25 protein-coding genes are annotated in these 26,093 nt (G+C 39.9%); 23 read left to right on the top strand and 2 right to left on the bottom strand.

The genetic code is table 11. The features are described from left to right. Window positions 1–7: 7 nt before the first annotated feature. The 3 genes from nudF to miaB all read left to right on the top strand — a co-directional run bounded on the left by nudF (window position 8) and on the right by miaB (window position 3,040). Window positions 8–634, top strand: coding sequence for an ADP-ribose diphosphatase (nudF, locus tag BKG94_RS00410; RefSeq protein ID WP_077433140.1), 627 nt, complete (start codon window positions 8–10; stop codon window positions 632–634). A gap of 15 nt (window positions 635–649) precedes the next feature. Further along, the gene (cpdA, locus tag BKG94_RS00405; protein WP_077433138.1) at window positions 650–1,474 is read left to right on the top strand and encodes a 3',5'-cyclic-AMP phosphodiesterase; all 825 of its coding nucleotides are present in this window, start codon (window positions 650–652) and stop codon (window positions 1,472–1,474) included. A gap of 141 nt (window positions 1,475–1,615) precedes the next feature. Beyond that, window positions 1,616–3,040, top strand: coding sequence for a tRNA (N6-isopentenyl adenosine(37)-C2)-methylthiotransferase MiaB (gene miaB / locus BKG94_RS00400; protein ID WP_077433136.1), 1,425 nt, complete (start codon window positions 1,616–1,618; stop codon window positions 3,038–3,040). Between the two features lie 26 nt (window positions 3,041–3,066). On the opposite strand, the gene BKG94_RS00395 is transcribed toward miaB, so the two are convergent. Then, window positions 3,067–3,888, bottom strand: a complete 822-nt coding sequence (locus BKG94_RS00395; protein WP_077433134.1) for a DNA ligase — start codon at window positions 3,886–3,888, stop codon at window positions 3,067–3,069. Window positions 3,889–4,097: 209 nt separating this feature from the next. On the opposite strand from BKG94_RS00395, the gene lpcA reads away from it, so the two are divergent. The 5 genes from lpcA to artM all read left to right on the top strand — a co-directional run bounded on the left by lpcA (window position 4,098) and on the right by artM (window position 7,630). Then, window positions 4,098–4,682 carry a D-sedoheptulose 7-phosphate isomerase gene (gene lpcA, locus BKG94_RS00390; protein ID WP_077433132.1) on the top strand — a complete coding sequence of 195 codons (585 nt, stop codon included), beginning with the start codon at window positions 4,098–4,100 and terminating at the stop codon, window positions 4,680–4,682. 128 nt (window positions 4,683–4,810) lie between these two features. Then, on the top strand, window positions 4,811–5,542 hold the full coding sequence (artP, locus tag BKG94_RS00385) for an arginine ABC transporter ATP-binding protein ArtP (protein WP_077433130.1): 732 nt from the start codon (window positions 4,811–4,813) through the stop codon (window positions 5,540–5,542). Window positions 5,543–5,558: 16 nt separating this feature from the next. Continuing rightward, on the top strand, window positions 5,559–6,278 hold the full coding sequence (locus BKG94_RS00380) for a lysine/arginine/ornithine ABC transporter substrate-binding protein (protein WP_077433128.1): 720 nt from the start codon (window positions 5,559–5,561) through the stop codon (window positions 6,276–6,278). A 3-nt stretch (window positions 6,279–6,281) separates the two neighbouring features. Then, window positions 6,282–6,947 carry an arginine ABC transporter permease ArtQ gene (artQ, locus tag BKG94_RS00375; RefSeq protein WP_077433126.1) on the top strand — a complete coding sequence of 222 codons (666 nt, stop codon included), beginning with the start codon at window positions 6,282–6,284 and terminating at the stop codon, window positions 6,945–6,947. Beyond that, entirely contained in the window at window positions 6,947–7,630 is a 684-nt protein-coding gene (gene artM, locus BKG94_RS00370; RefSeq protein WP_077433124.1) for an arginine ABC transporter permease ArtM, read from the top strand. The genes artQ and artM overlap by 1 nt, the downstream gene beginning before the upstream one ends. A 52-nt stretch (window positions 7,631–7,682) precedes the next feature. Here the strand turns inward: artM and BKG94_RS00365 are convergent, their stop codons facing one another. Next, the gene (locus tag BKG94_RS00365; RefSeq protein ID WP_077433122.1) at window positions 7,683–7,916 is read right to left on the bottom strand and encodes a zinc ribbon domain-containing protein; all 234 of its coding nucleotides are present in this window, start codon (window positions 7,914–7,916) and stop codon (window positions 7,683–7,685) included. 378 nt (window positions 7,917–8,294) lie between these two features. On the opposite strand from BKG94_RS00365, the gene BKG94_RS00360 reads away from it, so the two are divergent. From BKG94_RS00360 to ftsA, 15 genes are all read left to right on the top strand, one after another. After that, window positions 8,295–9,890, top strand: coding sequence for a carbon starvation CstA family protein (locus BKG94_RS00360; protein ID WP_077433120.1), 1,596 nt, complete (start codon window positions 8,295–8,297; stop codon window positions 9,888–9,890). Window positions 9,891–10,086: 196 nt separating this feature from the next. Next, the gene (gene mraZ / locus BKG94_RS00355; RefSeq protein ID WP_077433118.1) at window positions 10,087–10,545 is read left to right on the top strand and encodes a division/cell wall cluster transcriptional repressor MraZ; all 459 of its coding nucleotides are present in this window, start codon (window positions 10,087–10,089) and stop codon (window positions 10,543–10,545) included. 93 nt (window positions 10,546–10,638) lie between these two features. Then, on the top strand, window positions 10,639–11,601 hold the full coding sequence (gene rsmH, locus BKG94_RS00350; RefSeq protein ID WP_077433116.1) for a 16S rRNA (cytosine(1402)-N(4))-methyltransferase RsmH: 963 nt from the start codon (window positions 10,639–10,641) through the stop codon (window positions 11,599–11,601). 8 nt (window positions 11,602–11,609) lie between these two features. Beyond that, the gene (ftsL, locus tag BKG94_RS00345; protein ID WP_077433114.1) at window positions 11,610–11,930 is read left to right on the top strand and encodes a cell division protein FtsL; all 321 of its coding nucleotides are present in this window, start codon (window positions 11,610–11,612) and stop codon (window positions 11,928–11,930) included. Between the two features lie 21 nt (window positions 11,931–11,951). Further along, a complete protein-coding gene (gene ftsI, locus BKG94_RS00340) occupies window positions 11,952–13,793 on the top strand; it encodes a peptidoglycan glycosyltransferase FtsI (RefSeq protein ID WP_077433112.1) in 1,842 nt (613 codons plus the stop codon). 10 nt (window positions 13,794–13,803) lie between these two features. Further along, a complete protein-coding gene (gene murE / locus BKG94_RS00335) occupies window positions 13,804–15,273 on the top strand; it encodes a UDP-N-acetylmuramoyl-L-alanyl-D-glutamate--2,6-diaminopimelate ligase (RefSeq protein ID WP_077433110.1) in 1,470 nt (489 codons plus the stop codon). 17 nt (window positions 15,274–15,290) lie between these two features. Then, window positions 15,291–16,664 (top strand): UDP-N-acetylmuramoyl-tripeptide--D-alanyl-D-alanine ligase, encoded by a 1,374-nt coding sequence (gene murF, locus BKG94_RS00330; RefSeq protein ID WP_077433108.1) that lies wholly within the window; start codon window positions 15,291–15,293, stop codon window positions 16,662–16,664. Then, a complete protein-coding gene (gene mraY, locus BKG94_RS00325) occupies window positions 16,658–17,740 on the top strand; it encodes a phospho-N-acetylmuramoyl-pentapeptide-transferase (RefSeq protein ID WP_077433106.1) in 1,083 nt (360 codons plus the stop codon). Before murF ends, mraY begins: the two co-directional genes overlap by 7 nt. Before the next feature lie 194 nt (window positions 17,741–17,934). After that, complete coding sequence (gene murD, locus BKG94_RS00320) at window positions 17,935–19,245, top strand: UDP-N-acetylmuramoyl-L-alanine--D-glutamate ligase (protein WP_077433104.1); 1,311 nt, start codon at window positions 17,935–17,937, stop codon at window positions 19,243–19,245. Between the two features lie 10 nt (window positions 19,246–19,255). Then, on the top strand, window positions 19,256–20,440 hold the full coding sequence (gene ftsW, locus BKG94_RS00315) for a putative lipid II flippase FtsW (RefSeq protein WP_077433102.1): 1,185 nt from the start codon (window positions 19,256–19,258) through the stop codon (window positions 20,438–20,440). 8 nt (window positions 20,441–20,448) lie between these two features. Further along, window positions 20,449–21,507, top strand: coding sequence for an undecaprenyldiphospho-muramoylpentapeptide beta-N-acetylglucosaminyltransferase (murG, locus tag BKG94_RS00310; protein WP_077433100.1), 1,059 nt, complete (start codon window positions 20,449–20,451; stop codon window positions 21,505–21,507). 85 nt (window positions 21,508–21,592) lie between these two features. Next, window positions 21,593–23,020 carry a UDP-N-acetylmuramate--L-alanine ligase gene (gene murC / locus BKG94_RS00305; RefSeq protein ID WP_077433098.1) on the top strand — a complete coding sequence of 476 codons (1,428 nt, stop codon included), beginning with the start codon at window positions 21,593–21,595 and terminating at the stop codon, window positions 23,018–23,020. Between the two features lie 63 nt (window positions 23,021–23,083). After that, on the top strand, window positions 23,084–24,007 hold the full coding sequence (locus tag BKG94_RS00300) for a D-alanine--D-alanine ligase (RefSeq protein WP_077433096.1): 924 nt from the start codon (window positions 23,084–23,086) through the stop codon (window positions 24,005–24,007). Further along, complete coding sequence (locus BKG94_RS00295; RefSeq protein WP_077433094.1) at window positions 24,004–24,768, top strand: cell division protein FtsQ/DivIB; 765 nt, start codon at window positions 24,004–24,006, stop codon at window positions 24,766–24,768. The genes BKG94_RS00300 and BKG94_RS00295 overlap by 4 nt, the downstream gene beginning before the upstream one ends. Window positions 24,769–24,790: 22 nt before the next feature. After that, window positions 24,791–26,068, top strand: a complete 1,278-nt coding sequence (gene ftsA / locus BKG94_RS00290) for a cell division protein FtsA (protein WP_077433092.1) — start codon at window positions 24,791–24,793, stop codon at window positions 26,066–26,068. Window positions 26,069–26,093: the final 25 nt, after the last annotated feature.

Here is a 26,093-nt window from a genome sequence, read left to right as displayed (position 1 = left end):
GAAAAAGATGTCTGAAATTCAACAGTTTAATCAGCGTGATATTGAAATTCTTAATGAGGACGTCGTGTATGACGGATTTTTCACGCTCAAGAAAATTCAATTTAAACACAAACTTTTTGCCGGTGGTGAAAGTGGAATTGTCACACGCGAATTGCTTATTAAAGGTGCTGCTGCAGCTGTAATTGCTTATGATCCGAAAAAAGATGCGGTGGTGTTGGTCGAGCAGGTTCGTATTGGGGCGGCTTATCATCCTGAGCCAAATCGTTCCCCTTGGTTGTTGGAGTTGATTGCCGGTATGGTGGAAAAAGGTGAACGACCGGAAGATGTTGCTTTACGTGAAAGTGAAGAAGAAGCCGGTGTGAGTGTAACGAATTTAACGCATTGCTTAAGTGTATGGGATAGTCCTGGTGGTGTCGTTGAAAGGATTCATTTATTTGCAGGGAAAGTGGATAGTACAAAAGCAAAAGGGATTCATGGTTTGGCTTGCGAAAATGAAGACATTCGAGTACACGTTATGAAACGTGAACAAGCGTATCATTGGATGTGCGAAGGGAAAATTGATAACAGCATTGCAGTGATGGGTTTGCAATGGCTTCAATTAAATTATGCTCAGTTGCAACAACATTGGCAATGAAGTTAGGAGTCATCTATGAAAAATACGTTTGTCTATCGGACTGAAAAGCCGATGGTGAAATTGTTACAAATTACCGATCCACATTTATTTAAAGATGAAGAAAATGAATTATTGGGTGTGAATACGCAGGCGAGTTTTGCACAGGTTTTGAAAGAAATTCAACAAGAAAATACTGAATTTGATGCCATATTGGCGACAGGTGATTTAGTGCAAGATAGTAGTGATGAGGGATATCAGCGTTTTGTGAACATGGTAAAGCCTTTCGGATTGCCGGTATTTTGGATACCCGGTAATCATGATTTTCAACCCAAAATGGTCGAAAATTTAAATCAACCTCCTATGGAAAAGGCAAAACATATTCTGTTGGGAAAGTATTGGCAGGTTTTATTGCTGGATAGTCAAGTTTACGGCGTGCCTCATGATGAATTGAGTCAATATCAACTGGATTTGTTGAGAACAACATTGGAACAATATCCCGAACGTCATACGTTAATTGTGTTCCATCACCATGTATTGCCAACCAATTCGGCGTGGCTCGATCAGCATAATTTACGTAATTCCCATGATTTATTTGATGTGCTTTCAGACTTCAAAAATGTGAAAGGGATCTTATATGGGCATATTCATCAACAGGTGGATAGCTTTTGGCAGGGTTATCAAGTTATGGCAACACCTTCAACCTGTATTCAATTTAAAGCGGATAGTCAGCATTTTGCCTTGGATGAAGCACAGCCCGGTTGGCGGGAAATTGAATTGCATTCGGATGGTTCGATTGTAACGACGGTGAAACGAATCCGACAGGCAGTATTCTTACCGAATATGCAGGAAGAAGGGTATTAGAGATGATAAAAGTGCGGTCAAAAATGACCGCACTTTTTTACTTGCAAAGACCGCAAGACGTAAATTTTGGCTGGTAAGAATGAGTACAAATTTGTACAATAGACGACTGTTTTTATTGGATTGACTCACAATTGTAGAAAGATGACGCAAAAATTACATATTAAAACTTGGGGCTGCCAGATGAATGAATATGATTCGTCAAAAATGGCGGATTTGTTATTAAGCACCCATGGACTTGAATTGACAGAGATTCCTGAAGAAGCGGATGTATTATTATTAAATACTTGCTCTATCCGTGAAAAGGCGCAAGAAAAAGTATTTCATCAGTTAGGACGCTGGAAAGAACTAAAGAAGAATAATCCAAACTTAGTCATAGGTGTGGGCGGTTGTGTCGCATCACAAGAGGGTGAGCATATTCGTCATCGTGCACCTTATGTAGATATTATTTTCGGGCCGCAAACATTACACCGCTTACCGGAAATGATTAACCAAATTCGTGGTGGTAAAAGCTCGGTAGTGGATGTCAGTTTCCCTGAAATTGAAAAATTCGATCGCCTACCGGAACCTCGTGCGGAAGGGCCGACGGCATTTGTTTCTATTATGGAAGGATGTAACAAATATTGTACTTTCTGTGTAGTGCCTTACACTCGTGGTGAAGAAGTCAGCCGTCCGGTGGATGATGTATTATTTGAAATTGCTCAGTTAGCGGAACAAGGTGTACGCGAAGTCAATTTACTCGGTCAAAATGTGAATGCTTATCGTGGACCGACTCATGATGGTCAGATTTGTAGTTTTGCGGAATTACTTCGTTTAGTGGCTTCCATTGACGGCATTGACCGTTTACGTTTTACCACAAGCCATCCGATTGAATTTACCGATGATATTATTGATGTCTATCGTGATACGCCGGAATTAGTGAGTTTCTTGCATTTGCCGGTTCAATCCGGTTCTGATCGTGTGCTCACAATGATGAAACGTAGCCATACCGCATTAGAATATAAATCCATTATTCGTAAGCTACGTGCAGTCCGTCCCGATATTCAAATCAGCTCGGATTTTATTGTGGGCTTCCCAGGAGAAACCGCAGAAGATTTTGAGCAAACCATGAATCTTATCGCTCAAGTGAATTTTGATATGAGCTTTAGTTTTGTTTATTCCGCCCGTCCGGGAACACCGGCTGCCGATATGCCGGATGATGTGACGGAAGAGGAGAAAAAACAACGCTTATATGTCTTGCAAGAACGTATTAATCAGCAAGCGGCACAATTTAGCCGTCGTATGTTGGGAACAGAGCAACGGGTGCTGGTTGAAGGTCCATCGAAAAAAGACATCATGGAACTTACCGGAAGAACGGAAACGAACCGTATTGTGAATTTCCAAGGTTCGCCTGAGATGATCGGAAAATTTGTTGATGTGAAAATCACTGATGTCTATACCAATTCTCTACGAGGTGAAGTAGTTCGTACTGAAGAGGAAATGGGATTGCGTATTGCGCAATCACCACAAGAAGTGATGAACCGAACACGAAAAGAAGATGAGCTAGGCGTAGGGCGTTATCACGGATAGTTTTAGTAGGCTGGGTTTACCGGCCTTTATTTTGCTTGATGACTTTCCTTTACCCGCCAGTAAGTGGCAAATCGAGGTTTACCGGAATTTGTTAATCCACGGTATTTATAGGTGATAACTGAGCCTACTGCAGGGGGATTTTCGCGTTCTCCTAAATTAAATCCTGAGCCGATTTTAAATTCGCCCCGATGATTTTTACAGGTTAATGATCCCATCACATTTTCAAATTGTCCCTTGCCTTTGTGATGTGCAATCACAGTACATTCTTCATCGTGAGCTGTTTTTAATTTGAGTATTTGTGCACTACGCTTTCTCTCATAGGGGGTATTGGGATTTCTTACTACCACTCCTTCTCCTTGTTGGCTTTCGACTTCTTTTAGAAATTCATACAAGTGGGCTTTATCTCGTACAGGGATTTGTTCGATGATTTGAATATAGGGCGTAGGGTGTGATGAAAGATAAGTTTTTAGTACATTCAACCGTTCAAATAAATTTCCTTCTGCATTCGGCACATCAAATACATATAGCTTGAGTTTTTCCCAATGCTCACCTTTAAAGGATTTAGTGATAGAAGATATTTCTTCAAAGTGATTACGTTCGCTAAACAGTTCACCGTCAATAGCAAAAGGCGGAAAATCTTTGATAAAGTAAGCAGGCGGAGACAGCAGTTGCCCTTGCCGTGTTAATAGTTGTGTGCCATCCCAATAGCTACGAACTCCATCAAGTTTTTCGGACATCACCCATCCTTCCACATTTTGATCTTCATAGTTTTTCAAAAGCATTACATCAATATTGGCATAAGCGGTTATGCTAAAAAATAATATGAAGAGGGTACGGAGTAAGCTCATAAGATTCCTTTTTATTTCTAGGTCAAAATTGGTTAAAGACTAAAAAAGTGCGGTTGCTTTTAAAAGTGTTTTGAGTTTGCTTTGCGATCTTGTTCGAAAAAATAATGTTTAATGAAGCAAAAATGTTGAATATGTATTTCAGTCTAGATAAAAGGCATTATCTGCTATACAATGTTGCGAAAATTTCTCATTTTCTAAAAGGAGCAAAAATGTACTTGGAGCAAATCAAAGCAGAACTTGTGGAAGCACAGGATGTATTAAATAAATTTATTTCAGATGAAAATAACATTAAATTAATTCAGCAGGCGGCACTGTTAATTTCTGACAGTTTCAAACAAGGTGGCAAAGTTTTATCTTGTGGTAATGGCGGTTCACATTGTGATGCCATGCATTTTGCGGAAGAGCTTACGGGGCGCTATCGTGAAAATCGCCCGGGATATCCGGCAATTGCGATTTCTGATGTGAGCCATTTAAGTTGTGTAAGTAATGATTTTGGCTATGATTATGTGTTTTCACGCTATGTTGAAGCGGTAGGGAAAGAAGGCGATGTGTTATTTGGTTTATCCACATCCGGCAATTCTAAAAATGTATTGAATGCGATTGAGGCAGCGAAAGCCAAAGGGATGAAAGTGATTGCGATGACAGGGAAAGACGGTGGAAAAATGGCCGGGCTTGCTGATGTGGAAATTCGTGTACCGCATTTCCGTTATGCGGATCGTATTCAAGAAATTCACATTAAAGTGATCCATATTTTGATGATGCTCATTGAGTTTGAAATGGCAAAAGGCGCCTAAAGTGCGGTCATTTATAGTACTGTTTTGTAAAATCCCAAAATATTTTTGGGATTTTTTATTTTAAAGTATTGCATAAATATGCATAAAAACGTAATATTTGTTCATATTGTAAAGCAAAGAGAATTGAAATGGCTATTCGTGTTAAAAATTTAAACTTTTTCTATGGGGCTTCCCAAGCATTATTTGATATTAATTTGGAGGCGGAAGAAGGGGATACCGTGGTATTACTTGGCCCCAGTGGGGCGGGGAAAAGTACGTTAATCCGAACCTTGAATTTATTAGAAGTGCCGACATCGGGACAACTCAGTATTGCGAATAATGAATTTGATTTATCAAAAGCGACGACCAATCCGAAAGCAATTCGTCAGTTACGTCAAGATGTGGGAATGGTATTTCAACAGTATAATCTGTGGCCGCATTTGACTGTGATTGAAAATTTAATTGAAGCACCGATGAAAGTGCTAGGCGTAAATGAATCAACGGCAAAAGCAGAAGCAATGGAATTATTAAAACGTTTACGCTTGGAAGAATATACTGATCGTTTCCCGCTACATTTATCGGGTGGTCAACAACAACGAGTGGCGATCGCTCGGGCGTTGATGATGAAACCGCAAGTGCTGCTATTTGATGAACCGACGGCAGCGTTGGATCCGGAAATCACTGCGCAAGTGGTAGATATCATTAAGGAATTGCAGCAAACCGGCATTACACAAGTAGTGGTGACGCACGAGGTGAATGTAGCCCAAAAGGTCGCGACAAAAGTGGTATATATGGAACAAGGCAAGATTGTGGAAATGGGATCTGCAGACTGCTTTGAACATCCGCAAACCGAGCAATTTAAACAATATCTTTCCCATTAAGGAATAAGGAGAAATTATGAAAAAATTACTTTTAAGTGCAGTATTATTGGGTTCCGCAGCAATGGCAAATGCACAAGAAATTACTTTTGCGATGGAGCCAAGTTATCCGCCATTTGAATTTACCAATGAAAAAGGTGAGATTATTGGCTTTGATGTTGATGTAGCAAATGCAATTTGTAAAGAAATTCAAGCCACCTGTAAATTTAAAGGCGAGTCGTTTGATGCATTAATCTCAAATTTAAAAGCAAAACGTTTTGATGCGGCGATTTCTGCTATGGATATTACCGAATCTCGCTCAAAACAAGTGTTATTTTCCGATGCTTACTACGACAGTACGGCAAGCTATGTGGCATTTAAAGGTAAGGCTACATTGGAAACGGCAAAAAATATCGGTGTACAAAATGGCACCACTTTCCAACAATATACGGTAGCCGAAACGAAACAATATTCACCAAAGGCTTATACTAGCTTACAAGATGCGATCTTGGATTTAAAAAACGGACGTATCGACATTATTTTCGGTGATACTGCCGTGCTTGCGGATATGATTAATAAAGAACCTGAAATTCAATTTGTCGGTGATAAGGTGACCAATAAAAAATATTTTGGTAATGGTTTAGGCATTGCAATGAATAAATCAAACAAAGCACTCGCTGAAAGTTTGAATAAAGGTTTGGCAGCAATTAAGGCAAATGGTGAATACCAAAAAATCTATGATAAATGGATGACGAAATAATCTATGTTTGCTGATTTTCTTTCTTTAATGTTTACCGCATCCCTAATGACATTAGGGCTTGCGGTTTGTTCCTTAGTGTTTGGTTTGCTATTGAGCGTGGTATTCGCTGTATTGGAAGCAAACCGATTTGTAGGAAAGCCGGTAGCAGTTTTTGTTGCATTATTGCGGGGATTGCCGGAAATTCTTGTCGTACTGCTTGTGTATTTCGGTTCAACTGAAATTGTTGAAATGTTAACCGGAGAATACATTGAGTTTGGTGCATTTGGCTGTGGTGTGTTTGCGTTATCTCTTATTTTTGCCGCTTATGCCTCACAAACTTTACGCGGTGCGATTCAGGCTATCCCTAAAGGTCAGTGGGAATCGGGTGCCGCACTGGGATTGAGCAAAGGTTATACCTTTATTCATATTGTTATGCCGCAGGTTTGGCGTCACGCCTTGCCGGGATTGAGTAACCAATGGCTGGTGCTCCTGAAAGATACTGCATTAATTTCCCTTATCGGTGTTGATGATTTAATGCGTCAAGCTCAATTGATTAATACCAATACCCATCAGCCTTTTACTTGGTATGGAATTGCCGCATTAATTTATTTGGTTGTGACATTAGTAAGTCAGTTCGGTATTCATCGTCTAGAACAACGTTTTACCCGTTTTGAAAGAGGAGTGAAATAATGTTTCAAGAATATTTATCGGTGATTGCACAGGGAATTCCAACGAGTTTGTTACTCACCTTTGTTTCATTATTGATTGCATTTTTTTTAGCGTTGTTCCTCACATTTTTGCTTTCTATGGAAAATAAATGGGTAAAAAGTGCGGTCAATTTATATCTGACTTTGTTTACCGGTACACCATTGCTTGTGCAATTCTTTTTGATTTATGCCGGCCCGGGTCAGTTTGAATGGATAGTGAATAGCCCTTTTTGGCATATATTATCGAATGCTTGGTTTTGTGCCGCATTGGCGTTGGCATTAAACAGTGCAGCTTATTCAACACAATTGTTTCATGGCGCAGTAAAAGCCATTCCAAAGGGACAATGGGAAGGTTGTGCGGCATTAGGTTTAAGCCGTGTGCAAACATTGAAGATTTTGATTCCTTATGCATTAAAGCGGGCATTGCCTTCTTATAGTAACGAAATTATTTTAGTGTTTAAGGGAACCGCATTGGCTTCAACCATCACGATTATGGATATTATGGGGTATGCACGTCAGCTTTACGGTACAGAGTACGATGCTCTCACGATTTATGGTATTGCCGGGGGGATTTATCTTGTGATTACAGGGATCGCAACCTTATTATTGCGTAAACTCGAAAACAAAGTCCTCGCTTTTGAACGTTTAGATGTGAAAAAAGCATAAAGTGCGGTCAATATTTTAAGAGAATTGATGGGTTGCAACGGCAACCCATTTTTTATGATTGGGTAATGAAAGCAGCAATGACGATAAATAAAGCAAAGATACAAAGCCAAATTAAGTGTAATTTGATACTTTTTCGGTTAATTTCCGCATTTTGCAAACGTCTTTCTTCTAATTTTTGCTTATAGATTACGATGTCTTCTGGTTTAAAAGAAAAGCCACAATGCGGGCAACTTTGGGCGTGTTCGCTGATTTTTTGACGACATTCCGGACAGCGGATAAGAGCCATTTCTATTCCTTATTAAGTAAATAATATATTTTGATTTTGTTCTTTGCCGGCTAGATATATTGAATATTCATTCGTACAGTAGTCTATCAGCGAACGATAGAATTACCAAATAAGATCAGTCATTATGACTTGATAGTAGGCATACAATTTTAAAGGTTAGATAAAAAACAGGGCTATTGGGACTCGTTACACTAATACAGTACCTTAAACAGTATTTTTTTACGATGTTTAAAATTTAACTATTAAATGTGATACTCATCACAAAATTATGAGAATTTTGTAAATTAAATTTTTTGTTTATTGAAATTTATCATAAAATACGCTCGCTTGTTCAGAGCGTGATTTCAATAACATAATGATTATTTTTGAGGTGCTTTTATGTTGTGGTTTTTCTTCTGCGTAGCCATTTTGATTCTTGGCTATCTTATTTACGGAAAAATTATTGAAAAAATCTTTGTCATTAATCCTAAGCGTCAAACGCCGGCTTATCAAATCAATGATGGCGTGGATTATATGCCAATGTCTAAAACCAAAATCTGGTTGATTCAATTATTAAATATTGCTGGTACAGGGCCGATTTTCGGACCGATTCTTGGTGCGTTATACGGACCTGTTGCTATGCTTTGGATTGTTATCGGATGTATTTTTGCCGGTGCGGTGCATGACTATTTTTGTGGTATGTTAAGTATTCGTCACGGTGGGGCAACAATGCCTTACTTGGCCGGGAAATTTTTAGGTCGTCCTGTAAAAGTCTTTATCAATGTTCTTGCTTTAGTGCTTTTATTATTGGTTGGGGTGGTATTCGTTGCAAGCCCTGCACAATTAATGGGTACAATTACCATGGATGTTTTAGGGGCTTCTCAAGGCGCATTACAACTGGGTGATGCTGAAGCTGTTCATCAGGCGGTAGAGGCCGGTGGTATAAAAGTATGGGGAATGGATAAAGCAACGGTGGTGGCTGTGTGGACAGTGATTATCTTCGCTTATTATATTCTTGCTACTTTATTACCGATCGATAAAATTATTGGTCGAATTTACCCGCTCTTTGGTGCATTATTGCTCTTTATGTCTGTGGGAATGGTATATGGTTTGGTATCCGCACACTTCAGTGCCGTTGACCCAATTGAATTTTTCCGTACCGTTAATGCCGACGGACAAGGTTTAACTTGGGATAAATTCACACAAAACTTCCAAGTGAAAGGCGATGTACCGATTTGGCCATTGTTATTCTTAACTATCTCTTGTGGTGCATTATCCGGTTTCCACGCAACGCAAACTCCGCTAATGGCACGTTGTGCAGAAAATGAGAGCGAAGGTCGTTTCATTTTCTATGGTGCAATGATTACAGAAGGGATTATTGCATTAGTATGGTGTATGGTCGGACTTGCATTCTATGAAAACCCACAAGCATTACAAGATGCGATTTCTGCAGGTTCTCCGTCTAAAGTCGTATATGACAGCTCATTGCACTTCCTTGGCTTCATCGGCGGTATCTTTGCTGTGCTGGGTGTTGTGGTGCTTCCAATTACATCAGGTGATACGGCGTTCCGTGCGGCACGTTTACAATTAGCTGAAATCTTCAATATTGATCAACGTTCGCTTTCCAAACGTTTAGTGATCGCGATCCCATTGTTCGTATTAGGCTATTTTGTTTCAACGATTGATTTCAGTCTTTTATGGCGTTACTTCACTTGGGCAAACCAAATGACTGCAATGGTAATGTTATGGACTGCAGCAGCGTATTTATATCGTTATCACAAATTCCACTGGGTTGCTTCTATCCCTGCTTGGTTTATTACGACCGTATGTGCGACTTATTTGTACTACAATAAAATTGGTTTCAACTTAGATTATCAATTATCAGTGTACTTAGGTTTCGCAACCACAATTTTATGTATCGTTTTATTCTTCGTCCTATTAAAACCACTAGGTGAGCGTGATGAAGAAGCTTATGTAAATACGACAAACGTCTAGTTTTTCAAAATCTTATAAAATCAAACCGTCCAAGTGAATGCTTGGACGGTTTTTTCTTATCTGAAATTTATCATATTTTATGTATTGGAATTGCTTGCAAGTTTGCTTTATAACCGATAGACTTACACTTTAGTGGTGAAAAGTGGTTTTTTGTGGTGTTTTTTACCAAAATTTTAGTCTTAAAGGGTTAGAACAAATGTTTCGTGGTGCAGTAGCGGTAAATTTAGATTCTAAGGGAAGAATTGCTATCCCGACTCGCTATCGCGCAGAGATCATTGAAAAAAACCAAGGCCAGATGGTTTGCACAGTAGATATTCGTCAACCTTGCCTATTACTTTATCCTTTAGACGAATGGGAAAAAATTGAGCAAAAATTACTCGCATTATCTAACTTTGACCCTAACCAACGCCGTTTACAGCGAGTGATGCTGGGATATGCCACTGAATGTGAAATGGATGCGCAAGGACGTATTTTACTTAGTGGGCCATTACGTCAACACGCAAAATTAGAGAAAGGCTTAATGTTGGTTGGTCAATTGAACAAATTTGAAATTTGGAGCGATACTGAGTGGATCGCACAAATTGATGAAGACATTGCTGTGGCGGGAACAGCCGAATTTGCAATGGACACGAATTTAAATATGCTGTCACTCTAATTAATTTAGAAAAAGAACAGCAGCACTAGCAAGATAGGCGGTGCTTGCACCGCATTATCTTTTTTCAGACTTATTTTATTAACGTTTACGAATATGCAGAATTCCTTTTCTTCGACTGAACACATTACAGTTTTACTCCATGAGGCAGTGGATGGTTTGGCATTGAAAGAAAATGGAATTTATATTGATGGCACTTTTGGGCGGGGGGGACATTCTCGTTTAATTCTTTCAAAACTCTCTCGTCATGGTCGTTTAATTGGTGTTGACCGTGATCATTATGCCATTGCTGAAGCGGAAAAAATTCAAGATCAACGATTTCAAATTGAACACAATAGTTTTTCCCAAATTCCTGAAATTTGTGAAAAATTAGGTTTGGTCGGTAGAGTTGATGGTATTTTGCTTGACCTTGGTGTGTCATCTCCGCAATTAGATGAGGCTGAACGTGGTTTCAGTTTTATGAAAGATGGTCCGCTTGATATGCGGATGGATACGAATCAAGGTTTATCTGCGGCAGAATGGTTAAAAAAGGTTTCTGTAGAAGATTTAACTTGGGTTCTGAAAACTTTCGGTGAAGAACGTTTTGCTAAGCGTATTGCAACCGCAATTGTGGAATATAACAAAAGAGCGGTCAAAAATGGTGATGAATGTTTATCGCGAACAGTGCAACTTGCGGAACTTATTTCACAGGCTGTGCCTTTTAAAGATAAGCATAAACATCCTGCAACCCGTAGTTTTCAAGCAATTCGAATTTTCATTAATTCAGAATTGGATGAGTTAGAAAGTGTATTACATTCAGCATTAGAAATGCTAGCGCCCGAAGGGCGTTTATCGATTATTAGTTTCCATTCTTTAGAAGATCGAATGGTTAAGCATTTTATAAAAAAACAAAGCAGAGGGGAGCCGATTCCAAAAGGTTTGCCATTGCGGGAAGATCAAATTCAACGTACTCAAAAGCTGAAAGCTATAGGCAAAGCAATTCAGCCGTCGGAAGCTGAAATTCAGGCGAATCCTCGCTCTAGAAGTGCAATATTACGCATTGCAGAGAAAATTAGTTAGGGTAAAAAATGTTAGAAAATAATGAACGTTATCCTTTACAGAATCTTTTAGTAGAAGATTTATTTTCAGCAAATAAATTGGTTTCTTTGCTACTTCTATTAATTTTAATTTCTGCTATGTCGACAATTTGGCTAACACACCAAACGCGTGGGCTCATTTCAGAGAATGGTCAATTGGTTTTACAGCATCAAGCCTTACAAGATGAATATCGCAATCTGCAGTTGCAGGAGGCTACTGAGGGCGATAGCACAAGAGTGGAATTTATTGCCATTGGCACATTAAAAATGAAAAGAATCGATAGCGACCAAGAAGTTGTTATTTTGGAATAGAAATAAGTTAGGGTTGAGCAAATGGTTAGATTTAATTCATCAAAAAAATCAAATAAATCTAAGAAAACAATTAGAAAACTCGTTGTACCGACAACAACGGCTATTAAACCCAACAAACCTAAAATGGTGTTTGAAAGATGTTTTATACGCTGGCGTTATTTAATTGCAACAGGTCTTATTTTCTTTGGATTAGGCGCTTTAGTTGCTCGAGCAGCTTATGTCCAAGCAATCAATTCGGATATTCTCTCAGGTGAAGCGGATAAACGCTCTTTACGTAAAGACGAAATTCTTTCGGTTCGCGGTTCGATTTTGGATCGTAACGGTCAGTTGCTGTCTGTAAGTGTACCAATGAGCGCAGTGATTGCCGAACCTAAACGTATTCTTAAAGAAGGCTCGCTTAATGATAAAGAAAGAATCAAAGCTTTAGCAGATGTATTAGGTTTAAGCTATAACGAACTCGTGAAAAAAATTGAGAAAAATCCAAAATCAGGTTTTTTATATTTAGCCCGCCAAGTTGAAGCAGGTAAAGCGCAGTATGTCAAAGAGCTGAAAATTAAAGGGATTAGTTTGGAAAGCGAACCACGTCGTTTCTATCCAAGAGTAGAAGAAACTGCCCATTTGCTCGGTTATACCGATATTGATGGAAATGGAATTGAAGGCATTGAAAAAAGTTTCAACACGATGTTGGTGGGTAAAGATGGTTCCCGTTTAGTTCGAAAAGATAAACGAGGAAATGTGGTTGAACATATTGCCGATCAGAAAAAATACGATGCACAAGATGTAACGCTCAGCATTGATGAAAAATTACAATCTATGGTGTATCGTGAGATCAAAAAAGCGGTAACGGAAAACAAAGCGGAATCCGGTACTGCGGTACTTGTTGATGTGCGTACCGGTGAAGTGCTGGCAATGGCGAATGCGCCTTCCTATAATCCGAACAATCGTGTCGGCGTGAAAGCGGAACTCATGCGAAATCGTGCGATTACCGATGTTTTTGAACCGGGTTCAACAGTAAAACCGTTCGTTGTTTTGACCGCACTTCAGCGTGGTGCTACACAACGTAATGAGGTGATTAATACGGGCTCTTTCACGGTAAGTGGTAAAGAAATTGTGGACGTAGCACCTCGTCCTCAACAAACGTTGGATGAAATTTTAATTAACTCCAGTAACCGTGGGGTAAGCCGTCTCGCATTGCGTATGCCGCCAAGTGCGCTGATGGATACTTATCAAGCGGCGGGATTGGGAAAAGCCACAGATTTAGGCTTGGTTGGTGAACAAGCCGGCGTGTTAAATGCAAATCGCAAACGCTGGGCAGATATTGATCGTGCAACGGTAGCTTATGGATATGGTATCACCGCAACGCCACTACAAATGGCGAGAGCTTATGCAACCTTAGGGAGTTTTGGTATTTATCGTCCGCTTTCTATCACAAAAGTTGATCCGCCAGTGATTGGTCAGCGCGTTTTTTCTGAGAAAACGACAAAAGAAATTGTGAATATGTTAGAAAAAGTGGCGATCAAAAATAAACGTGCGATGGTCGAAGGGTACCGGGTTGGTGTGAAAACCGGTACTGCACGTAAAATCGAAAATGGGCGCTATGTGAATAAATATGTGGCATTTACCGCAGGGATCGCACCAATTAGTGATCCGCGTTATGCGCTTATTATTTTGATTAATGATCCGAAGGCAGGTCAATATTACGGCGGTGCCGTGTCTGCACCGGTGTTCTCTAGCATTATGGGTTATGCTTTACGCACCAATGGTATTGCACCAGATGCGGAACCTACGGATAAAACGGCAAAACGTACGGTTCGTCTTACTTCACGTAAAACAGAACAAAATCATGTGAAACAGGCAAATTAAGGAAAAAATAATGAAAAAATTAACCGCACTTTTTAATTTGCCCTCGCTTCCTGCGGATATTGAAATCAATGAATTAGTTTTAGACAGTCGCAAAGTAAAGTCCGGCGATCTATTTGTTGCGGTAAAAGGGCATCAAGTTGATGCAACGAATTTTATTGAACAGGCAATTTTAGCCGGTGCGAGAGCAGTTATTGCTGAAACCGATGTCATTGATATACATTTAAACATAGAATATCGGCAGCAAAAGCCGGTAATTTATTACTATAATTTGTCAGCCAAGTTATCGGAAATTGCAGATAAGTTTTATGATTCGCCTTCTAAAAAACTCACCCTTGTTGGTGTTACCGGCACAAATGGGAAAACCACAGTATCTCAACTATTAGCACAATGGGTTCAGCATTTAGGTGGTAAACCGGCTGTAATGGGAACGATTGGAAACGGTTTATTAGGGCAAGTTGTTGAGGCAAAAAATACCACCGGTTCCGCCATTGAAATTCAATCTTCCCTTGCTTCTTTTGTTAATCAAGGGGCTGATTTTGCTGCAATTGAAGTTTCTTCTCACGGCTTAGTTCAACATCGTGTAGAAGCATTAGATTTTAATGCTGCAATTTTTACAAATTTAAGCCGTGACCATTTAGATTATCACGGTACGATGGAAGCCTATGCGCAAGCGAAAAAACGTTTTTTCTTTGAATTATCTTCCGATTTGAAAATCTTAAATGTAGATGATCCGATTGGGGCCGAATGGCTGAAAGCACTACCAAATGCCATTGCGGTGAGCTGCGAGGCAAATTATCAAGCAAATTCCAAACAATGGCTCAAAGCGACTTCAGTACGTTTTACTGATGAAGGCACGTTCATAGATTTTTCATCTAGTTGGGGAAACGGCACGTTAAACAGCCCATTAATCGGCGCATTTAATGTGAGTAACTTATTGTTAGTCATGGCGACATTGCTCTCACTAGGTTATTCATTAGAGAGTTTAATCGGTAGCGTTTCCACTTTGCAAGGTGTTTGTGGCAGAATGGAAATGATTAAAGTAACGGGTAAGCCCGCTATTATTGTTGATTATGCCCATACGCCGGATGCATTGGAAAAAGCCCTTGTTGCCGCACGTGAACATTGTAATGGCAAATTATGGTGTGTTTTTGGTTGTGGTGGCGATCGTGACAAAGGTAAACGCCCATTAATGGCAAAAGTTGCCGAGAAACTTTCCGATATGGTCATCGTAACAACAGATAATCCGCGCACAGAAGATCCTGATAAAATTGAAGCGGATATTGTTGCCGGTTTTAGCAATATGGATAAAGTCGGGTTAATTTCTGATCGTGCGCAGGCGATTGAGTTTGCGATTCAAAGTGCGCAGAACAATGATCTCATTTTGATTGCAGGAAAAGGTCACGAGGATTATCAAATTGTAGGGAATGAAGTCTTACATTTTTCTGATCAAGAAACAGCCAAGTTTTATCTAAACCAATAAATTTATTCAATTAATTTATGATTAATTTAACGACGCAACAACTTGCCCAAATTCTTAATGCAAAATTAATCGGGAGTGAGCAGGTTACAATTGAAAACATCAATACGGATACACGTCATCCTGTTCCCAACCATCTGTTTTTTGCCTTAAAAGGCGAAACATTTGATGCCCATCAATATCTCCATCAAGCTATCGAACAAGGTGCGGTAGCTTTAGTTGTTCAACAAGCAGACCCTCATATTTCTATCCCTCAAATTGTAGTAGAAAATACACGTATAGCTTTAGGTCGATTGGCTAAGTGGCTAAGAGAAAAAATTAATCCTAAAGTTGTGGCGATGACGGGCTCTTCCGGAAAAACCACAGTAAAAGAAATGACGGCAAGTATTTTGCAACAAATGGCAGGAAATCCGGATGCGGTGCTTTTTACACAGGGCAATTTTAATAATGATATTGGTGTGCCGCTTACATTGTTGCGTTTGGAAGAAAAACATCGTTTTGCCGTGATTGAGCTTGGGGCAAACCACCAAGGGGAAATTGATTACACCACTCACCTTGCTCAACCGAATGTAGCGCTAGTCAATAATGTTGCCGCGGCACATTTAGAAGGGTTTGGTTCGTTAGAGGGCGTAGCACTGGCTAAGGGTGAGATTTATCGCGGTTTAACTTCCAATGGTGTTGCCATTATCAATGCTGAACATAATCATTTTGATCTTTGGCAAAAAGAAATCGGCGATCATGATATTCAATATTTCAATGGCAAAGATTATACCGCTAAAAATATTCAGTATAATGCGCAGGGGGCAATCTTTACATTAGTTTCTCCACAAGGTGAAATTGAAATTAATCTTCCATATTTGGGTGAACATAATGTAAAAAATGCCTTGGCGGCGACCGCACTTTCCATGAATGTCGGTGCGACGTTGGTCGATGTAAAAAATGGATTGGAACGGCGTTCTCAAGTCAAAGGGCGTTTATTCCCAATTCAAGTCAATGAGAATTTATTATTATTAGATGATACCTACAATGCCAATCAAGATTCCCTTTGTGCGGCAATTGATGTATTGAAATCCTATAACGCCTTTCGTATTTTATGCGTAGGAGATATGAAAGAGCTGGGGGAAAACTCCCTCGAAATTCATCGTCAGGTGGGGCAATATGCCAAAATTGCCGGGCTTGATTTAGTTTGCTCTTTTGGTTATGAAAGTGCGGTCATTTCTGACGCAGTTTTAGGAAAACATTTTACTGATAAAGCGGAAATGGTGGATTTTTTGGTTCCTTTTATTAAGGCGCAATTAAAACAAAATCAACATATCGTTGTGCTTGGCAAAGGCTCTCGCTCAATGAAAATGGAAGATGTGATTTATTCATTAAAGGATAAAATAAAATGTTAGTTTGGCTTGCTGAATTCCTTGTTCGTTATGAAACCGCATTTAATGCAATTTCATACATTACTGTGCGTGCAATTCTTGCATTATTGACCGCACTTTTTATTTCCCTTTGGATTGGTCCAAAAGTAATTAAACGTTTACAAATTTTAAAATTTGGTCAAGAAGTACGTAATGACGGACCGGAAAGCCATTTTGCGAAAAAAGGTACGCCGACTATGGGTGGCGTGATGATTCTTTTTGCGATTGGGATAAGTACATTGTTATGGGCAAATTTAGCCAATCCCTATATTTGGATTTGTTTATTTGTGCTATTTGGCTATGGTGCAATCGGTTTTGTGGATGATTACCGCAAAATTACACGTAAAAACACAGACGGCTTAATTGCGCGCTGGAAATATTTCTGGATGTCCGTTGTCGCACTAGTGGCGATTATTTGGTTATATTGGCTTGGGCATGATACGGATGCAACCCGATTAGTTGTACCGTTTTTCAAAGATATTATGCCACAGTTAGGTTTATTTTATATTGTGTTGTCTTATTTTGTGATTGTGGGAACAGGTAATGCGGTTAATTTAACAGACGGATTAGACGGGTTAGCGATTATGCCGACTGCATTGGTTGCCGGTGCTTTTGCTTTGATCGCATGGGCAACGGGTAATATTAATTTTGCTGAATATTTGCATATCCCTTATATCAAACACAGTTCTGAAGTTGTCGTATTTTGTACAGCGATTGTGGGAGCCGGATTGGGTTTCCTATGGTTCAACACTTATCCGGCACAAGTATTTATGGGGGATGTCGGTTCATTAGCATTGGGCGGTGCATTAGGCGTAGTCGCCATTTTGGTAAGACAGGAATTTTTGCTTGTCATTATGGGAGGCGTATTTGTAGTAGAAGCGCTTTCGGTAATTTTACAAGTCGGTTCCTACAAATTACGCAAACAACGAATTTTCCGAATGGCACCTATTCATCATCATTTTGAATTAAAGGGATGGCCGGAGCCGAGAGTGATTATTCGATTTTGGATTATTTCGTTAATGTTGGTGTTGATGGGGTTAGTGACACTTAAATTGAGATAGTCGGTTTCGCTCTTTCTCTTGAAAGAGCGAGTTCATTTTTCTGTACCCAAATAAAACAATGCAAAAAAGTTAAATATTATTTAAAAAATGCGGTTAAATTTGACAGATAATTCTTATCTACATAAGAAAGTAGATTTCTCATTAAAACGAAAACCGATATAGAAAACAGAATTAGACATTAAAAGTAAAACAAAATGGACAGTTACCAACATAAAACCGTTACAGTCATTGGACTGGGTAAAACCGGCTTGTCGTGTGTTGATTATCTTCAAGCTCAACAGGCAAATATCCGTGTGATTGATACCCGAAAAAATCCGATCGGTGCGGATAAACTTCCTAAAAATATTCCCCTCCATACGGGCAGTTTAAATCAACAATGGTTAAATGAAAGCGATATTATTGTCATCAGTCCGGGGCTTTCGGTAAAAACAGCGGAAATTCAGACCGCACTTTCAGCCGGTGTAGAAGTGGTTGGTGATATCGAATTATTTTGTCGTGCAGCCACAAAACCCATTGTCGCGATAACCGGTTCAAATGGAAAAAGTACCGTGACTACGCTGGTTTATGAAATGGCAAAAGCAGCGGGGCTGAATGTGGGAATGGGTGGAAATATCGGTATTCCTGCACTATCTCTATTGAATGAGGATTATGATCTTTATGTATTGGAACTCTCTAGCTTTCAATTAGAGACAACGTACAGTTTAAAAGCTGCAGCCGCAACGGTATTGAATGTTACAGAAGATCATATGGATCGTTATGTGGGGTTAGACGATTATCGTCAAGCTAAATTGCGTATTTATCATCATGCTGAAACAGCAGTGGTGAATAACGAAGATAAATTGACTTTTGGCGAAGGCGAAAATCAAGGGGAGAAGGTTCTTTCTTTTGCTGAACATAATGCGGATTATTATATCAAAGCAGAAAACGATAAACCGTATTTAATGGCAAAGGATAAAGTGATTTTACCTTGCAATGAAGTTATGCTTGTTGGTCGTCATAATTACATGAACGTTCTTGCGGCAACGGCATTAGCGCAAGCCGTCGGGATAAATTTAGAGGCAATTCGTCGCGCACTTCGACAATTTAGAGGATTGGATCACCGTTTTCAATTAGCCTATCAGGCAAATGGGGTGCGTTGGATTAATGATTCTAAGGCAACCAATGTGGGAAGTACAGTCGCTGCACTAACAGGTTTGGTTGTTGAAGGTAAATTGCACTTGTTATTAGGTGGGGACGGAAAAGGCGCAGATTTTTCTGAATTGGCTGCCCTGATTAATCAACCTCATATTATTTGTTATTGTTTTGGTCGGGATGGCGCGGAATTAGCAAGACTTTCTTCACAAAGCTATTTGTTTGAAACGATGGAGAATGCGATAGATTTTCTACGACCGACATTAAAAGCAGGCGATATGGTATTATTATCACCGGCTTGTGCAAGTCTTGATCAATTCACTTCTTTTGAAAAGCGCGGTGAAGAATTTACTCGTTTAGCACAATTAAATTAAATATAGAGCAATGGAATTTTTTCAAAAAATTAGACAGAATTTTGATAATTGGACCAGAATTACGCCACAGGGGTTATTATATGACCGTGCATTATTCTGGCTTTTTGTAATTTTATTGATCATTGGTTTGATCGCAGTAACTTCTGCATCGATTCCGTACAGCTCAAGATTATTTAATGATGCCTTTTATTTTGCCAAACGTGATGCATTTTATGTGTTTCTCTCGCTCTTAACTTGCTACTTCAGTATGCAAATTTCGACCCAACAATGGGAAAAATGGCATGTTAAAATTTTTTTCTTAGCGATTATATTACTATTTGCCGTGCTCATTATCGGCTCTTCGGTAAATGGTGCAAAACGCTGGATTTCTCTCGGTGTACTTAATTTTCAACCGGCTGAATTTGCTAAATTGGCACTTGCTTGTTTCTTAGCGAGTTATTTTACCCGCCGTTACGATGAAGTGCGGTCAAATAAATTGAGTGCTTTTAAACCCTTTATTGTTATGGGAATAATGGGTGGTTTTCTATTGGCTCAACCGGATTTGGGTAGCACAGTCGTATTATTTGTAATTACTTTTGGGATGCTTTTTATTGTCGGTGCAAACTTCTGGCAATTTATCGGTTTAGTCGTAACCGGCGTATTATTATTTGTATGGTTGGTGCTTTCCGCCTCTTATCGTTTAAAACGTTTTACCGGTTTTTTGGAGCCTTTTAAGGATCCTTATGGTACAGGATTTCAGTTGACTAACTCACTTATGGCATTCGGACGGGGTGAAATTACCGGGGAAGGGCTAGGCAATTCTATCCAAAAACTAGATTATTTGCCGGAAGCACATACTGACTTCATCATGGCGATTATTGGTGAAGAATTCGGATTTATCGGTATTTTTGTCGTCGTCACTTTATTGGGTTTGTTGGTTTTCCGGGCATTAAAAATAGGGCGTGAATCCCTACAATTAGAACAACGTTTCCGCGGTTTTTTTGCTTTCGGTATAAGTTTTTGGATTTTCTTTCAAGGGTTTGTAAATTTAGGGATGGCGCTTGGTATGCTTCCGACAAAAGGTTTGACTTTCCCATTAGTAAGTTACGGCGGCTCAAGTATTATTATTATGTCGGCAACGATTGGTATTTTATTGCGTATTGACCATGAAAACCGTTTACAGCGGGGTGGACAAGCGCGTTTGCGTGATGATTAGGAATAAAAATGAATAAATCCAAAAAATTATTAGTCATGGCCGGCGGTACGGGCGGTCATGTTTTTCCGGCTATTGCGGTGGCTCAAACTTTACAGCAACAAGGCTGGGAAATTTGTTGGCTTGGTACAAAAGATCGTATGGAAGCCAAACTTGTCCCGGAACATGGTATCCCGATTCGTTTTATTCAAATTTCCGGTTTGCGGGGAAAGGGTATTAAAGCCTTATTAAATGCACCTTTTGCGATTTTACGTGCCATATTTCAAGCAAAGAAAATTATCCAAGAGGAAAAGCCAAATGCTGTGTTAGGTATGGGCGGTTATGTTTCCGGACCGGGCGGAGTGGCTGCAAAACTCTGTGGTGTGCCGATAATTTTGCATGAACAAAATGCCGTCGCAGGATTAACCAACAAATGGCTGGCAAAAATCGCTACCCGTGTATTACAAGCTTTTCCTAATGCATTTCCTAATGCGGAGGTTGTCGGTAATCCCGTTCGTCAAGCACTATTTCAAATGCCATCGCCGGAGGAGCGTTTTTCTCATCATGGCGAAAAATTACGTGTACTGGTAGTCGGCGGAAGTCAAGGGGCTCGAGTATTGAATCAAACCCTGCCAAAAGTTGTCTCACAACTAGCAGATAAACTGGAGGTTCGCCATCAAGTCGGGAAGGGCGCAGTAGAAAATGTGACCGCTCTTTATGGCGAAAACGCCTCAAAAGTAAAAATCACCGAATTTATTGATGATATGGCAGAAGCCTATGCCTGGGCGGATGTCGTGATTTGTCGTTCCGGTGCGTTAACGGTGTGCGAACTCGCTGCGGTCGGTACGCCGGCAGTTTTTATCCCCTTCCAACATAAAGATCGGCAACAATATCTTAATGCAAAATATTTGGCCGATGTCGGGGCGGCTAAAATTGTAGAACAAATCGATTTAACGCCGGATATTTTAATTAATTATTTACAGAGTTTTACGCGTGATGAGCTTTTACAGATGGCGGTCAAGGCAAAATCGATGTCAGCCCCATTAGCTGCGCAACGTGTTGCAGATGTGATTATTGAAAACGCAAAATAATAAAATAATGATGTAAAAAACTCTTTGGAATTTGACCGCACTTTTTAAATGGTCAGATATTTTCCAAAAGAGAGAAGGAAATAAGATGAAACATTCTCACGAAGAAATTAGAAAAATTATCCCTGAAATGCGTCGGGTTCAACAAATTCATTTTATTGGTATTGGCGGTGCCGGTATGAGCGGTATTGCCGAAATTCTTTTAAATGAAGGATATCGAATTTCAGGTTCGGATATTGCAGATGGCGTAGTTACCCAACGTCTTGCGCAGGCAGGTGCGAAAGTTTTTATTGGTCATGCCACTGAAAATATTGATGGAGCAAGTGTTGTTGTTGTATCAAGTGCGATTCATGAAGATAATCCTGAATTAGTTGCGGCACAACAAAATCGGATTCCAGTGATCCAACGCGCACAAATGTTAGCGGAAATTATGCGTTTTCGCCACGGTATTGCGGTAGCTGGAACCCACGGAAAAACCACCACAACGGCAATGTTGTCGATGATTTATACGCAAGCAAAATTAGATCCTACGTTTGTAAATGGTGGGTTAGTAAAATCAGCGGGAAAAAATGCCCATCTTGGGGTGAGCCGCTATTTAATCGCAGAAGCAGATGAAAGCGACGCCTCTTTCTTGCATCTACAACCCATGGTTTCTGTTGTGACGAATATTGAGCCGGATCACATGGATACTTATGAAGGCGACTTCGAAAAAATGAAGGCCACGTATGTGAAATTCCTTCATAATCTACCGTTTTACGGCTTAGCGGTGATGTGTGCCGATGATTCAGTGTTGATGGAATTAGCGCCGAAAGTGGGGCGTCAGGTTATTACTTACGGCTTTAGTGAAGAGGCTGATTATCGTATTGAAGATTATGAGCAAATCGGTTTTCAGGGGCATTACAGAGTAATTTGCCCAAATGGGGAATGTATTAATGTGCTGCTAAATGTGCCTGGCAAACACAATGCGTTAAACGCCACTGCGGCATTGGCTGTCGCCAAAGAAGAGGGCATCAATAACGAAGCGATCTTGGAAGCACTTGCAGATTTCCAAGGTGCCGGACGTCGTTTTGATCAACTTGGTGAGTTTATTCGTCCAAATGGAAAAGTGCGTTTAGTCGATGATTATGGCCATCATCCAACTGAAGTAGGGGTAACCATTAAAGCGGCTCGCGAGGGCTGGGGAGATAAACGTATTGTAATGATTTTCCAACCACATCGTTATTCCCGTACCCGTGATTTATTTGATGATTTTGTACAGGTACTTTCACAAGTAGATGCGCTTGTGATGTTAGATGTTTATGCTGCCGGTGAAACGCCGATTGTCGGTGCTGACAGTAAAGCACTGTGCCGTTCAATCCGTAATTTGGGAAAAGTCGATCCTATTTTGGTGTCGGATACCATGCAATTAGGGGAAGTGCTTGATCAAATTATTCAAGACGGTGATTTAATTTTGGCACAAGGGGCGGGGAGTGTGAGCAAAATTTCTCGTAGTTTGGCCGAGGCTTGGAAAAATTAGTGTAGAGTACGAAAGTGTAACTTACACTAATGTGAAAGTTAATTAGGGTGAAGAGGATATAAAATGAATTTAAAACAAGAAAAAATTGCGGTATTGTTAGGTGGTACATCCGCAGAACGTGAAGTTTCTTTAGATTCCGGTAAGGCGGTTTTAGAAGCGCTTATCAGCCAAGGTTATAATGCCCATGCTATTGATCCGCAAGAATATGATGTGATAAACCTTAAAAAAGACGGTTTTGATCGTGTATTTAATATTTTACATGGTCGTGGCGGCGAAGACGGAACCATGCAAGGCTTATTAGAGCAAATCGGTTTACCTTATACCGGCTGTGGCGTAATGGCATCTGCTTTGACGATGGACAAAATGCGTACCAAAATGTTATGGAAAGCTTTTGGTTTACCTGTTGCTGAGATGGAAGTGGTAACTCGTGATAATTTTGCGCAATTAGATCCGCAATTAGTTGTAAAAAAATTGGGGCTACCGTTAATGGTTAAGCCTTCTTTAGAGGGGTCTAGTGTAGGTTTAACAAAAGTTAAAAGCGTAGAAAATTTAAAAAGTGCGGTCGAATTTGCGCTTAAATTTGACAACACTATTTTGATTGAAGAGTGGCTTGCCGGTGATGAATTAACGGTGCCGGTGTTAGATGGTCGGGTATTGCCGGCAGTTCGCATCGTGCCGGAAGGTGAATTTTATGACTATGAGGCAAAATATATTTCTGATAATACACAGTATTTTTGCCCTGCCGGGTTATCCCCTAAACGTGAACAAGAGTTAGCTTTATTGGTGAAACGTGCTTATGATGCAGTGGGCTGCCGTGGTTGGAGCCGTATTGATGTGATGTGTGATGCGAAAGGGGATTTCCGTTTGGTAGAAGTGAATACCAACCCGGGAATGACCAGCCATAGTTTGTTCCCAAAATCGGCTGCAACAGCAGGCATTTCTTTTGAGCAACTTGTTGTGAAAATTCTGGAGTTGAGCGCGCAATGAATGTGCTGAAGCGTAAAAGCACACCAAATACCCGGTATGGTGAAGCAAAGTTTAAATATTTTTTACAACTTCGTTTATTGATCGCCATATTATGTATCGGATTTGGGTATTTTGTTTACTCAAATTGGCAAAATTGGTTAGAGAGTCTTGATTCTAAGCCGATTAGTGCTTATGCGATCGTTGGTAAAACCGAATTTACCGATTATGCAGATGTTCAGGATGTTTTGCTTAAAATGGGAACCTTAAAAGGTTTCTGGGGACAAGATGTTAAAGTTATTCAAGAACAAATTGAAACCTTACCTTGGATAAAAGGTGCGGTGGTTCGTAAAGTTTGGCCAAATCGTTTAAGTATTTGGTTAACTGAATATACTCCTGTTGCTATTTGGAATAAAACTGAGTTTGTTACAAAAGATGGCGTTGTTTTCCAATTACCGATGGAGCGCTTAAAAAATAAAGTGCTGCCTTATTTAGGCGGTCCTGATTATCAGAGTCAAAAAGTGCTTGAGGCGTGGAATCAGATTTATGCTGATTTTAAAGCAAAAAATTTAAATGTAAAAGGTGTGACAATTGATGCTCGCGGTGCGTGGCAAGTTACACTTGATAATGATATAGTGTTGAAATTAGGGCGTGGGGAATGGAAATCAAAACTCGAACGTTTTGTGACAATTTATCCACAAATTGAAGTAGAAGAAGGCAAACGAATTGACTATGTCGATTTACGATATACATCGGGTGCAGCAGTCGGAATGACGGATGAATAAGATTCAATGGGTGTAGTAAAATATGGCAAAAGTGATTGAAACAAAAGCAATTGTTGGACTTGAAGTTGGTACGTCAAAAGTCGTCGCAGTCGTTGGGGAAGTGTTACCGGATGGTGTGGTGAATGTATTGGGTGTGGGGAGCTGTCCTTCAAAGGGGATTGATAGCGGAAGTATTACCGATTTAGATGCGGTTGTAAATTCTATTCAACGTGCTATTGAATCGGCAGAGTCCATGGCTGATTGTCAGATTATGAGTGTCACTTTAGCAATTACCGGTGAACATATTCAAAGTTTAAATGAAAGTGGATTTGTTCCTATTGGCGAGAGTGAGGTGACGCAAGAGGAAATTGATTCTGCCTTACATAATGCAAGCACAATTAAATTGCCTGAAGGTGTTTCTTTATTACATGTTATTCCGCAAGAATATGCAGTGGATCGCCAATTGAATATTAAAAATCCCCTTGGATTACAAGGTGTTCGTTTGAATGCCCATGTACATTTAATCGCTTGTCACCAAGATTGGCAAAATAACTTAAAAAAAGCGGTAGAGCGTTGCGGATTACAAGTAGATAAAGTCGTGTTCTCTGGATTTGCTGCCACCCATTCGGTTTTAACCGAAGATGAGAAGGATCTTGGTGTCTGCTTGATTGATTTCGGTGCAGGTACAATGAATGTGATGGTTTTCACGAATGGCGCTTTACGTTTTAGCAAAGTGATTCCTTATGCCGGAAATATCGTCACAAATGATATTGCTCATGCCTGTACTATTTCACGTGCAGAAGCAGAACGAGTGAAAGTGAACTATGCAAGTGCGGTATATCCGGCACGTTTACACGGCGATAAAAAGATTGAAGTTGCCAGTATTGGCGGTCGTGCTCCCCGTTCTTTAACAACAAGTGATTTATCTTTAATCACTTCCGCACGTTATACGGAACTTCTTGGCGTTGTGAAGGACGAATTAGATAAGCTAAAAACGAATTTAGAAAGTAATCATATTAAATTTGAATTAATTGCCGGTGTTGTTATTACCGGTGGTGGTGCTCAAATTAAAGATTTAAAAGAGTGTGCGATGGATGTGTTTGGTTGCCAAGTAAGAATAGGCAGCCCATTAAACATTACAGGGTTAACGGATTATGTAAATCGCCCACAATATTCAACGGTAATAGGATTGTTGCAGTATAGCCACAGTAATAGCGATGATGATCTGATCGGCAGCGGTGATGATTCTGAAGAAAATATTTTCGGTACAATTTGGTCCGGAATTAAAAAAATCGCAAATAAAGTGCGGTCAGAATTTTGATTATTTTAAATTTTCATCTACAATA

This window comes from Rodentibacter ratti (assembly GCF_002000485.1).
GTDB classification, from domain to species: Bacteria; Pseudomonadota; Gammaproteobacteria; order Enterobacterales; family Pasteurellaceae; genus Rodentibacter; species Rodentibacter ratti.
Note: the sequence above shows the minus strand (reverse complement) of the source record. Positions and strands in the feature narration are given on the sequence as shown.